Here is a 12,939-nt window from a genome sequence, read left to right as displayed (position 1 = left end):
CGACGGCGCTAGCCGTCAAGCGGGTCATGCTTTATTATCCGACATCTTTTTCAGCCCATCGAGAGGCGTGCGGCCCCCCCGCGGGCAGATGGCGCGCAGGAAGCCCGGACTAATAAGATGGCATTGAAATCCCCCGCGTTTCGTAAAAAATTTCCGTTGCTCGTAACCGGCAGTCTGCTGGCGATGCAACCTCTGGCCACCCAGTACGTGGTTGCAGCTGAACAGTATGACTGCTCGGTGTCTGCAACAGGTTCCTGGGATTGCTCCCCGAAAACCAACGCTGCCCAGTTGCCTCCGCGGCCAGTGCACGACGCCAACAGCGTGTCGTCCAACACCAGCACGGCGACTGAGGGCACAACCACGACCGAAAGTGGTGAGGTCGTGCCCAAAACGATGCTCGTCACCGAAGCCAAAGGCCGTGGTCTGAAATCGCGCAGTGCCGACTACAGTCACCTGGACTGGGTTCCGCGCGAGAAGCTGACCGCTGCCCAACTGGCAGAAACCGGTCCGTACTGCTCCGGCGCCTACATCGAGCCGATACGTCCGGGCATGGACGACAAGACCGCGAAGAGCGACGCACCGACCTTCATCGGCGCCAAGGCTTCGCGTTATCAGCAGGAAGAACAGATTGCGACCCTGGCCGGTGACGTCGTCATGCGCCAAGGCAGCATGCAGGTCGAATCCGAAGAAGCGAGCCTGCACCAGGCTGAAAACCGTGGCGAGCTGAACGGCAATGTCCGTCTGCGCGACAACGGCGCGCTGATCGTCGGTGACCACGCCGAAGTCCAGCTGGACACCGGTGAGGCGAAGGTCGACAACGCCGAATACGTGCTGCACAAATCCAACGTGCGCGGTAACGCGCTGTACGCTCGCCGTGCAGAGAACGCGATCATCCGTTTGAAGGACGGTACGTACACCACGTGCGAACCGAGCAGCAACGCCTGGACGGTGAAGGGCAACAACATCACCCTGAACCCGGCCACCGGTTTCGGTACCGCGACCAACGCGACCCTGCGTGTTCACGACATCCCGGTTCTCTACACGCCGTACATCTATTTCCCGATCGACGACCGTCGCCAGTCCGGCTTCCTGCCACCGACCATCGGTGCCAGCAGCGACACCGGCTTCTCGTTGCTCACCCCGTACTACTTCAACCTGGCGCCAAACTACGACGCCACGTTGTACCCGACGTACATGGCCAAACGTGGTCTGTTGCTTGAAGGCGAGTTCCGTTACCTGACCAAGAGCAGTGAAGGTCAGTTCGGTGCGGCTTACCTGAATGACGACGACGATGATCGCAAGCTGCAGTCTGACTACAAAGACACCCGCTGGATGATCAACTGGCAAAACCGCAGTGGGCTGGATGAGCGCCTGACTGCGCACGTCGACTACACCAAGGTCAGCGACCCCTACTACTTCCAGGATCTCAAAAGTGGTCAGGAAGGCGTCAGCACTCATGATTACCTGAATCAGCAAGGTGATCTGACGTATCGCGGCGACGGCTACGTCGCCCGCCTGAATGCTCAGCAGTACCAATTGACCACGGTGACTCAAATCACGCCGTACGGTCGCCTGCCACAACTGACTCTGGATGGAACCCTTCCATTTCGTCCAGGTGGCCTGAAGTTTGATTACAACACTGAGCTGGTTCGCTTTGATCGCGATCTGCGTACCGGTAGCTATACCGACGAAGATGGTATTTCGAGCACCCGCCTGGACAACAACATTTTCGGCCTCGCGCGCGCCACCGGCGACAGACTGAATCTGGCACCGTCGATCAGCCTGCCGCTGACCGCGAGCTATGGTTACGTCACGCCGAAGCTCAAGTATGTCTACACCAAGTACGATCTTGATCTGGACGGACGAGGAAAAGCGGATCTCCTCACTGCAACGAACCAGATTGCGGGCTATCAGCAGAATTTCGACAGCGGCGTAGACAGGTCGATCCCGGTCCTCAGCGTTGACAGCGGCCTGTATTTCGACCGCAACACCAACTGGTTCGGCAAGGATTACCGCCAGACGTTGGAACCACGCCTGTACTACCTGTATGTGCCTAATAAAGACCAGAACGACATCCCGATTTTCGACACGGGTGAAACAACGTTCGATTACGCCTCGCTGTTCCGCGACAACCGCTTCGTCGGTTCCGACCGTATCGGCGACGAAAACAAACTGTCGCTGGGCGTGACCAACCGCTGGATCGAAGACAACGGTTTCGAACGTCAGCGTTTCAGCATTGGTCAGGCGCTGTACTTCGCGGACCGCAAGGTGCAGTTGCCGGGTATCGCCTACGAAGATCGTAAAGACGCTCAGTCTGATGTGTCTCCGTATGCACTGGAATACGAATACCGCTTCAACCGAGACTGGCGTGCAACGTCGACCTTTAACTGGGATCCGGACAGCCGCAGCACCCGTTCCGGCAGCGCGATGTTCCACTACCAGCCTGAAGATGAGCCGGGCAAAGTGTTCAACGCCGGCTATCGCTATCGTAACGACCAGGTTCGCTACGACCAGACCACTGGTCGGTGGAGTGTCGGTGGTGGTGATGCGGTCCTTCCGGACGGCTCCATCATCAAGGACTACTACAAGATCCAGCAGCATGACTTCTCGGTCATCTGGCCGGTCGTTCCGCAGTGGAGCGCCATTGCTCGCTGGCAATATGACTACAACCGCGACCGTACGCTCGAAGCCTTTGGTGGTTTTGAATACGACAACTGCTGCTGGAAGCTGCGTCTGATCAACCGTTACTGGGTCGACTACGACGAATCCACTCAAGAAGTGGCGCAGAACGAAAAAGGCGACCGCGGCATTTTCCTGCAAATCGTGTTGAAGGGGCTTGGTGGCGTCGTTGGCCAAAAAGTTGAAAGCTTCCTCGACAAAGGCATCCAAGGTTATCGTGAACGTGAAGACCAAGCTTTCTGATTGTCTGCGCCCGCTGATGCTGGGCGCGCTACTCATCGGTACCGTGGCGCACGCTGAAGTGCGCTCCATCGACAAGGTTGTAGCCATCGTCGACAACGACGTGGTGATGCAAAGCCAGCTCGACCAGCGCACCCGTGAAGTTCAGCAAACCATCGCCAAGCGTGGGCAAGGCGTTCCGCCTGCCAGCGCTCTGGAGTCGCAGGTTCTGGATCGTCTGATCCTGGAAAACCTGCAACTGCAGATTGGCGAGCGCTCCGGCATCCGCATCACCGATGAAGAGTTGAACCAGGCGGTCGGCACCATTGCTCAGCGCAACAACATGAGCATCGACCAGTTCAAAGCGGCACTGGCGCACGACGGTCTGTCGTACAACAGCGCACGCGAACAGATTCGTCGGGAAATGATCATCAGCCGCGTGCGTCAGCGCCGCGTTGCCGAGCGCATTCAGGTGTCGGACCAGGAAGTGAAGAACTTCCTGGCGTCGGACCTGGGCAAGGCGCAGTTCTCCGAAGAATTTCACCTGGCGAACATCCTGGTTCCAACGCCTGACAGTGCGACCTCGGACCAGATCCAGGCGGCCGCCGTCAAAGCCAAGGACATCTACGGCAAGCTGCAGCAAGGTGCGAATTTCGAGCAGCTCGCAATCTCCTCCTCGGCCAGCGAAAGCGCCCTGGACGGCGGTGACATGGGCTGGCGTAAAGCCGCTCAATTGCCTCCACCGTTCGGTGACATGCTGAGCTCGATGAGCCCGGGCCAGGTGACGCCGCCTGCGCGCACTCCGGGCGGCTTCATCATTCTCAAATTGCTGGAAAAACGCGGTGGCGAGAATCAGACCCAGATGCGCGACGAAGTTCATGTTCGTCACATCCTGATCAAGCCAAGCGAAATCCGCAGCGAAGCCGAAACCAAGCTGCTTGCACAGCGCATCTACGATCGCATCCAGAACGGCGAAGACTTCGGTGAACTGGCGAAGAATTTCTCTGAAGATCCGGGCTCGGCGCTCAACGGCGGCGACATGAACTGGGTTGATCCTCGTTCGCTGGTACCTGAATTCCGCGACGTCATGAACGAGACACCTCAGGGTGTCGTATCCAAGCCGTTCCAGACTCAGTTTGGCTGGCACGTGCTGGAAGTCCTGGGCCGTCGCGCAACCGACAGCACCAGCCAGGCGCGTGAGCAACAAGCGATGACCGTACTGCGTAACCGCAAATACGACGAAGAGCTTCAAACCTGGCTGCGTCAGATCCGCGACGAAGCCTACGTTGAAATCAAGCTTCCTGGCGCTGACCAGGCTGCCAAGTGAAACCCAAGCGTTTCGCCCTGACACCCGGCGAGCCCGCTGGCATTGGTCCTGACCTTTGCCTGCTGCTCGCCGAGCAGTCCCAGCCCCACCCTCTGATTGCCATCACCAGTTGCGACCTGCTCAACGAGCGGGCCGCGCAGCTGGGTGTGGCCGTCCGCCTGATTCCCGTCACGCCAGACGCCTGGCCTGATACGCCTGCACCTGCGGCAAGCCTGTATGTCTGGGATACCCCGCTGCAGGCGCCTGTCGTTGCCGGGCAACTGAACAAAGCCAATGGCGCGTTCGTGCTGGAAACCCTGACCCGCGCGGGCCAAGGCTGCATGGACGGTCACTTCGTCGGCATGATCACAGCCCCCGTACACAAGGGCGTGATCAACGAGAGCGGGATTGCGTTTTCGGGCCACACCGAATTCCTGGCTGATTTGACCCAAACACAGCAGGTGGTGATGATGCTCGCCACCGGTGATCTGCGCGTGGCGTTGGTGACCACTCACCTCCCCCTGCGTGACGTCGCTGACGCCATCACGCCTGAGCGTATCGAACGCGTGACCCGCATCCTGCATGCAGATCTGGTCAACAAGTTCGGGATTGCTCACCCACGGATTCTGGTCTGCGGGCTGAATCCGCACGCGGGCGAAAGCGGCCATCTGGGCCGCGAAGAAATCGACATCATCGAACCTACCCTTGAGCGTCTGCGCAGCGATGGTCTGGATTTGCGCGGCCCGCTGCCTGCCGACACACTTTTTACCCCCAAATATCTGGAGCACTGCGACGCAGTGCTGGCGATGTACCACGACCAAGGCCTGCCCGTACTGAAGTACAAAGGCTTCGGCGCCGCCGTCAACGTGACCCTTGGCCTGCCGATCATTCGCACCTCCGTGGACCACGGCACTGCGCTGGATCTGGCGGGCAGCGGCAAGATCGACACCGGCAGCCTCAAGGTCGCGCTGCAAACCGCCTACCAGATGGCCGAGACCCATCAATGACTGAGCAATACCAACACAAGGCGCGAAAGCGCTTCGGCCAGAACTTCCTGCACGACGCTGGCGTGATCGACAAGATCCTGCGCTCCATCCGCGCCAAGGCCGAAGACCGCATGCTGGAAATCGGCCCGGGCCAGGGCGCCCTGACCGAAGGCCTGCTGAGCAGCGGCGCGCAACTGGACGTGGTGGAACTGGACAAGGATCTGGTACCGATCCTCATGCAGCAGTTCAGCGCCATGCCGAATTTCAACCTGCATCAGGGCGACGCATTGAAGTTCGACTTCACCCGCCTCAACGCCGCCCCCGGCAGCCTGCGCGTCGTCGGCAACCTGCCTTACAACATCTCCACGCCGCTGATTTTCCATCTTTTGCAGAATGCTCACCTCATCCGTGACATGCACTTCATGCTGCAAAAGGAAGTCGTCGAGCGCCTGGCTGCAGGCCCTGGCGGTGGTGACTGGGGCCGCCTGTCGATCATGGTTCAGTACCACTGCCGCGTGGAGCACCTGTTCAATGTCGGTCCTGGCGCGTTCAACCCGCCGCCAAAAGTCGACTCGGCCATTGTCCGACTCGTTCCGCACCAAACGCTGCCTCACCCTGCCAAGGACCATCGCGTCCTGGAGCGGCTCGTGCGCGAAGCCTTCAACCAGCGCCGCAAGACCTTGCGCAATACCCTGAAGGCCCTGCTCACCAGCGATGAAATCGCTGAGGCAGGCGTGGATGGCAGCCTGCGTCCCGAGCAGCTGGACCTGGCCGCGTTCGTCCGCCTGGCTGACACACTCACCGAGAAGCCTGTCGTCGGCTAGTGCCTCAGGACACGGGGCGGGCCAAGGAGCCATTGGTTTTTTACCCGCCACATGTCCTAGACTGAGTCTCACCGGGCTTTTCCGGCTTTTTCCGCTTTCGCTTTTAAGGCCTCTTGCATGTCCGATCCTCGTTATCAGGTCGACGTCAGCGTCGTCACCCGCTTCCTCGCAGAACAATCGCAGCCTGAGCAAAACCGCTTTGCCTTCGCCTACACCGTCACTGTGCATAACAACGGCGAGATACCGGCCAAGCTGTTGTCGCGCCACTGGGTGATCACCGACGGTGACGGCCATGTCGAAGAGGTTCGCGGCGAAGGCGTGGTCGGCCAGCAACCGCTGATTCAGGCGGGACAAAGCCACACGTACAGCAGCGGTACGGTCATGACCACCAAGGTCGGCAACATGCAGGGCAGCTATCAGATGCTGGCCGAAGACGGCAAACGCTTCGACGCGATCATTGCCCCGTTCCGCCTGGCGGTGCCGGGGGGCGCTTCACTGATGACGGTCTATGCGGTCGGCGATCTGCAAGGTTGCCTTGAACCTCTGAAATGCCTGCTTCAGCGCGTGTCCTTTCAACCGGACAAAGACACACTTTGGTTGGTGGGCGATCTTGTCAACCGCGGCCCGCAATCGCTGGAAACATTGCGTTTTCTCTACGCGATGCGCGATTCGGTGGTGTGTGTGCTGGGCAATCACGACCTGCACCTGCTCGCTGCCGGCCGAAACATCGAGCGTTTGAAAAAAGGTGACACGCTGCGGGAAATTCTTGAAGCCCCGGACGCCAACGAGCTGCTCGACTGGCTGCGCCAACAGAAACTCCTGCATTACGACGCCCAGCGCGACATCGCCTTGGTGCACGCCGGCATCCCGCCACAGTGGACGCTCAAGAAAGCGCTGCGCTGTGCCGAGGAAGTCGAAGAAGCGCTGCGCGACGACAACCTGTTCGAGCCTTTTCTCGACGGGATGTATGGCAACGAGCCTGCCAAATGGGACAAGGACCTTCACGGCGTCACCCGATTACGCGTGATCACCAATTACTTCACGCGCATGCGCTTCTGCACCGCCGACGGCAAGCTGGACCTCAAAAGCAAGGAAGGCCTGGACAGTGCGCCTGCCGGGTATGCCCCCTGGTTTAGCCACAAGGATCGCAAGACCAAGGGCCTGAATATCATTTTCGGGCACTGGGCCGCGCTGGAAGGCCGCTGCAATGAGCCTGGGGTCTATGCGCTCGACACCGGCTGTGTCTGGGGCAACGTCATGACCCTGCTCAACGTCGATACCCGGGAGCTGATTCGTTGCGACTGCGACGAGCGCGGTAACCTCGCCCCGTCAACATCCAGCAACCCGAGCGCTAGCGACCCCGCCGCTGCCCAGCGTTAGAATCCCTTTTTCGTTCTCGACAATTCGAGAACCCAACGGCCCAGGAGCCCACGCCATGACCGACTTCAAACGCATTCCGCCGGAGCAGGCCCAGGCCCTGCGTGAACAAGGCGCTGTGCTGGTCGACGTTCGCGACGCACAGACTTTCGCCAGCAATCACATCCCGGATTCGCACCATCTGGACAACCATTCCATTGCCGACTTCATCCGCAATGCCGACCTCGACAAACCGCTCGTCGTTGTCTGCTATCACGGCAACTCCAGCCAGAGCGCAGCAGCCTATCTTGTAGGTCAGGGCTTCTCTGAGGTCTACAGCATGGATGGCGGATTCGAGCTGTGGAAAAACACTTTCCCGAGCGAAACCGCGCAAGGCTGATCGAAAATATTTTTTCGGTACGCGAGGCCGCGTTCTACGCGGCCTCGCGCGTCCAACTGACGAACGGTCCCCCTTCATTCATACGCCTTCCTTCTTTCTGTGTGCGAATCCGAACTATCCTTAGCCTCAGGCCATCCGAATCAGGGGAGAGCCGGTACACCGGCGCGTGGGTCATCGGTAGCTACTTTTATGGTGTTTGGGGGGTAATGGTTTCTGAGTGATCAGAGGCCAGCCAGCATCGACTGACGATCCGCCGCCGGCTCCACGTATCGAGCGAGGTGACGTCATGAGTATTTTTAGCCACTTCCAACAACGCTTTGAATCGACACGCCAGGAAGAGCTCTCGCTACAGGAGTACTTGGAGCTCTGCAAAACCGACCGCAGTGCATACGCCTCTGCCGCAGAACGTCTTCTGATGGCCATCGGCGAGCCTGAGTTGTTCGACACCTCGACCAATTCCCGGCTGTCCAGAATCTTCTCCAACAAGGTCATTCGGCGCTATCCGGCGTTCGAGGATTTCCATGGCATGGAGGACTGCATCGAGCAAATCGTCTCGTACTTCCGCCACGCCGCCCAAGGCCTGGAAGAGAAGAAACAGATCCTTTACCTGCTCGGCCCCGTAGGCGGCGGCAAGTCGTCCCTGGCTGAAAAACTCAAACAGCTTGTTGAAAAAATACCTTTCTACGCCATCAAGGGCTCCCCGGTTTTCGAATCGCCCTTGGGCCTGTTCAAACCTACCGAAGACGGGACGATCCTCGAAGAGGACTACGGCATCCCACGCCGCTACCTCAACACCATCATGTCGCCATGGGCGACCAAACGTCTGGCCGAGTTCGGGGGCGACATCAGCCAGTTCAAGGTGGTGAAACTCTATCCGTCGATCCTCAATCAGATTGCGGTGGCCAAGACCGAGCCGGGTGACGAGAACAACCAGGATATTTCGGCACTGGTCGGTAAGGTCGATATCCGCAAACTCGAGGAATACCCACAGAACGACGCCGATGCCTACAGCTATTCTGGCGCGCTGTGCCGGGCCAACCAGGGCCTGATGGAGTTCGTGGAGATGTTCAAGGCGCCGATCAAGGTCTTGCACCCACTGCTCACCGCGACTCAGGAAGGCAACTACAACAGTACCGAAGGCCTTGGGGCGATTCCGTTCACCGGCATTTTGCTGGCCCACTCCAACGAATCGGAATGGCACAGCTTCCGCAACAACAAGAACAACGAAGCCTTCATCGACCGTATCTACATCGTGAAGGTGCCGTATTGCTTGCGGGTCAGTGACGAGATCAAGATCTACGACAAACTGCTGTTCAACAGCTCGCTGGCCAAAGCGCACTGTGCGCCTGACACCTTGAAAATGCTGGCGCAGTTCACGGTCCTGTCGCGGCTTAAAGAACCCGAGAATTCCAACATCTATTCGAAGATGCGGGTGTACGACGGCGAGAACCTCAAAGACACCGACCCGAAAGCCAAGTCGATTCAGGAGTATCGCGACAGTGCGGGCGTCGACGAAGGCATGAACGGTTTGTCCACCCGGTTTGCATTCAAGATCCTGTCCAAGGTCTTCAACTTTGATCCGCACGAGATTGCCGCCAACCCGGTTCACCTGCTTTATGTGCTGGAACAACAGATCGAGCAGGAGCAATTCCAGGCCGAGACCCGCGAGCGTTACCTGCGCTTCATCAAGGAATACCTCGCGCCGCGTTATATCGAGTTTATTGGCAAGGAAATCCAGACGGCGTACCTGGAGTCGTACAGTGAATACGGCCAGAACATCTTCGACCGCTATGTGCTGTATGCGGATTTCTGGATTCAGGATCAGGAATACCGCGATCCGGAAACCGGCGAGATCCTTAATCGCGTCGCGCTGAATGAAGAACTGGAGAAAATCGAGAAGCCGGCCGGCATCAGTAACCCGAAAGACTTCCGCAACGAAATCGTCAATTTCGTGCTGCGTGCCCGCGCCAACAATAACGGCAAAAACCCGACCTGGCTCAGCTACGAGAAGCTGCGCGTGGTGATCGAGAAGAAAATGTTCTCCAACACCGAGGATCTGCTGCCGGTTATCAGCTTCAACGCCAAAGCCAGCAAAGAGGACCAACAGAAACACAACGACTTCGTCACCCGAATGGTCGAGCGGGGCTACACCGACAAACAGGTACGCTTGCTCTCCGAGTGGTATCTGCGGGTCCGTAAATCCCAATAAAGCAGCTGTGAGCTACAAGTTTCAAGCGGCAAGCTGAACTGGTCAGCGTTTGAATGCCTGGTCCGAATCAGCTTGCAGCTTGTGGCTGATTTTTTCTTGTAGCTGCCCGGAGGGCCTATGAGCTATGTGATCGACCGACGTCTCAACGGCAAGAACAAGAGCACGGTAAATCGGCAGCGCTTTTTGCGCCGCTACCGTGACCACATCAAGAAAGCAGTCGAAGAAGCAGTCAGCCGCCGCTCCATCACCGACATGGAGCATGGCGAACAGATCAGCATTCCCGGACGCGACATCGACGAACCGGTGCTGCATCATGGGCGGGGCGGCAAACAGACCGTCGTTCACCCGGGCAACAAAGAATTCACCTCGGGCGAACACATCGCCCGCCCACAGGGGGGCAGCGGAGGAAAAGGCCCCGGCAAAGCGAGTAATTCCGGCGAAGGCATGGACGAGTTCGTCTTCCAGATCACTCAGGAGGAATTCCTTGAATTCATGTTCGAGGACCTGGAACTCCCCAACCTGGTCAAACGCAACCTGAGCGGCACCGACACCTTCAAGACCGTGCGCGCGGGCATCAGCAACGAAGGCAACCCGTCGCGCATCAACATCATCCGTACCCTGCGTTCGGCACACGCGCGCCGCATTGCCTTGTCCGGCAGCAGCCGCGCCAAGCTACGGGAGGTGCTCGCGGAACTCGAGCGCCTTAAACGCGAAGAACCCGACAATTTCGGCGATATTCAAGAGTTGGAAGTGGAAGCGCAGCGCCTGCAGGCGCGCATCAAACGCGTGCCTTATCTGGACACCTTCGACCTCAAATACAACCTGCTGGTCAAGCAACCCAATCCCAGTTCAAAAGCGGTCATGTTCTGCCTGATGGACGTCTCTGGCTCGATGACGCAAGCCACCAAGGACATCGCCAAACGCTTCTTCATCCTGTTGTATCTGTTCCTGAAGCGCAACTACGACAAGATCGAAGTCGTGTTCATCCGTCACCACACCAGCGCCCGGGAAGTCGACGAGGAGGAGTTTTTCTATTCCCGCGAAACCGGCGGCACCATCGTCTCCAGCGCATTGAAACTGATGCAGGAAATCATGGCCGAGCGTTACCCCACCAACGAGTGGAATATCTATGCGGCCCAAGCATCGGATGGCGACAACTGGAACGACGACTCCCCCATCTGCCGGGACATTCTGATCAAACAGATCATGCCGTTCGTGCAGTACTACACTTACGTCGAGATTACCCCGCGCGAACATCAGGCGCTGTGGTTCGAATACGAGCGCATCGGTGAAGCCTTCGCCGACACGTTCGCCCAGCAACAGCTGGTCTCTGCCGGTGATATTTATCCGGTATTCCGTGAACTCTTCCAGCGCAGGTTAGTGACATGACCGCTAGAGAGCAGAAGCGCCAACCTCTATCCACGGGTTCAGAGTGGACGTTCGAGCTGATCCAGGCCTATGACCGGGAAATCAGCCGTATTGCCGAACGTTACGCGCTGGACACCTACCCTAATCAGATCGAGGTGATCACCGCCGAGCAGATGATGGACGCGTATGCGTCGGTGGGCATGCCGCTGGGGTATCACCATTGGTCCTACGGCAAGCACTTCCTGAGCACGGAAAAATCCTACTCTCGCGGTCAGATGGGCCTGGCCTACGAAATCGTCATCAACTCCGACCCGTGCATCGCCTACCTGATGGAAGAAAACACCATCTGCATGCAGGCACTGGTGGTGGCGCATGCTTGCTATGGCCACAACAGCTTCTTCAAAGGCAATTACCTGTTTCGCACCTGGACTGACGCCAGCTCGATCATCGATTACCTGGTGTTCGCCAAGCAGTACATCATGCAGTGCGAAGAGCGCCATGGCATCGACGCCGTCGAGGATTTGCTCGACTCCTGCCACGCGCTGATGAACTACGGCGTTGACCGCTACAAACGCCCTTATCCCATTTCGGCCGAAGAGGAACGCCGTCGCCAGAAGGACCGGGAAGAACACCTGCAAAAGCAGATCAATGACCTGTGGCGCACCATTCCGAAGAACGCCAGCAAGAACGACAAGGAGGACTACGCCCGTTTCCCTGCCGAACCTCAGGAAAACATCCTTTACTTCATCGAGAAACACGCCCCGTTACTGGAGCCTTGGCAGCGCGAAGTCGTGCGGATCGTGCGCAAAATCGCCCAATATTTTTATCCCCAGCGTCAGACGCAGGTCATGAACGAGGGTTGGGCAACCTTCTGGCACTACACACTGATGAACGACCTGTACGACGAAGGCCTGGTCACTGACGGATTCATGCTTGAGTTCCTGCAGTCCCATACCAGCGTAGTGTTCCAGCCCGGATTCGACAGCCCGTACTACAGCGGCATCAACCCCTACACACTGGGTTTTGCCATGTATCAGGACATTCGACGGATGTGCGAACACCCCACCGAAGAAGATCATCGCTGGTTCCCGGACCTGGCGGGCACTGATTGGCTCACGGCGGTGAAGTTTGCGATGAGCAGCTTCAAGGACGAGAGTTTTATCCTTCAATATTTGTCGCCGAAGGTCATCCGCGACCTGAAATTGTTCAGCATTCTGGACGATGACCAGAAAGACGATTTGCTGGTCCCGGCGATCCATGACGAAACGGGCTACCGAATCATTCGTGAAACGCTGGCCGCGCAGTACAACCTGGGCAACCGTGAACCGAACGTGCAGATCTACAGCATCGACCGCCGTGGCGATCGCTCGCTGACCCTGCGCCATCAACAACACGATCGCAAACCCTTGGGCGACTCTACCGACGAGGTCCTCAAACACCTGCACCGCTTGTGGGGTTTTGACATTCATCTTGAAACGCTGCAAGGCGATCAGATCATGAAGACCCACCACGTGCCACCGAGAAGCGAACACGCTGACAGTGAATATCCCCGCCTCGATCTGGCCGTCGTTCACCTCTGACCGATAAAGCGA

At 58.2% G+C, this 12,939-nt stretch carries 9 protein-coding genes and 1 pseudogene; all 10 read left to right on the top strand.

The window, feature by feature from the left end; genetic code table 11:
- Positions 1-117: 117 nt before the first annotated feature.
- The 10 genes and pseudogenes from AB4N84_RS13180 (at position 118) to AB4N84_RS13135 (ending at position 12,927) form a co-directional block, all read left to right on the top strand.
- Entirely contained in the window at positions 118-2,922 is a 2,805-nt protein-coding gene (locus AB4N84_RS13180) for an LPS-assembly protein LptD (protein WP_074752221.1), read from the top strand.
- Positions 2,903-4,225, top strand: coding sequence for a peptidylprolyl isomerase (locus tag AB4N84_RS13175; RefSeq protein WP_074752222.1), 1,323 nt, complete (start codon positions 2,903-2,905; stop codon positions 4,223-4,225). The genes AB4N84_RS13180 and AB4N84_RS13175 overlap by 20 nt, the downstream gene beginning before the upstream one ends.
- Positions 4,222-5,211: a 4-hydroxythreonine-4-phosphate dehydrogenase PdxA gene (gene pdxA, locus AB4N84_RS13170; protein ID WP_460046667.1), complete on the top strand. Its 990-nt coding sequence runs from the start codon at positions 4,222-4,224 to the stop codon at positions 5,209-5,211. Before AB4N84_RS13175 ends, pdxA begins: the two co-directional genes overlap by 4 nt.
- Positions 5,208-6,014, top strand: a complete 807-nt coding sequence (rsmA, locus tag AB4N84_RS13165) for a 16S rRNA (adenine(1518)-N(6)/adenine(1519)-N(6))-dimethyltransferase RsmA (RefSeq protein ID WP_074752224.1) — start codon at positions 5,208-5,210, stop codon at positions 6,012-6,014. Before pdxA ends, rsmA begins: the two co-directional genes overlap by 4 nt.
- Positions 6,015-6,131: 117 nt before the next feature.
- A pseudogene (apaG, locus tag AB4N84_RS13160) lies at positions 6,132-6,440 on the top strand (Co2+/Mg2+ efflux protein ApaG); the annotation flags it as partial.
- Between the two features lie 72 nt (positions 6,441-6,512).
- Positions 6,513-7,394 (top strand): symmetrical bis(5'-nucleosyl)-tetraphosphatase, encoded by an 882-nt coding sequence (locus AB4N84_RS13155; RefSeq protein ID WP_460047013.1) that lies wholly within the window; start codon positions 6,513-6,515, stop codon positions 7,392-7,394.
- Between the two features lie 55 nt (positions 7,395-7,449).
- Positions 7,450-7,770: a thiosulfate sulfurtransferase GlpE gene (gene glpE / locus AB4N84_RS13150; RefSeq protein ID WP_062385210.1), complete on the top strand. Its 321-nt coding sequence runs from the start codon at positions 7,450-7,452 to the stop codon at positions 7,768-7,770.
- Between the two features lie 286 nt (positions 7,771-8,056).
- The gene (locus AB4N84_RS13145) at positions 8,057-9,979 is read left to right on the top strand and encodes a PrkA family serine protein kinase (RefSeq protein WP_074752227.1); all 1,923 of its coding nucleotides are present in this window, start codon (positions 8,057-8,059) and stop codon (positions 9,977-9,979) included.
- 117 nt (positions 9,980-10,096) lie between these two features.
- Complete coding sequence (locus AB4N84_RS13140) at positions 10,097-11,368, top strand: YeaH/YhbH family protein (RefSeq protein ID WP_074752228.1); 1,272 nt, start codon at positions 10,097-10,099, stop codon at positions 11,366-11,368.
- Complete coding sequence (locus AB4N84_RS13135; RefSeq protein WP_074752229.1) at positions 11,365-12,927, top strand: SpoVR family protein; 1,563 nt, start codon at positions 11,365-11,367, stop codon at positions 12,925-12,927. The genes AB4N84_RS13140 and AB4N84_RS13135 overlap by 4 nt, the downstream gene beginning before the upstream one ends.
- The last annotated feature ends 12 nt before the right edge of the window (positions 12,928-12,939 follow it).

It is taken from the genome of Pseudomonas sp. S2_H01 (assembly GCF_054668305.1).
Note: the sequence above shows the minus strand (reverse complement) of the source record. Positions and strands in the feature narration are given on the sequence as shown.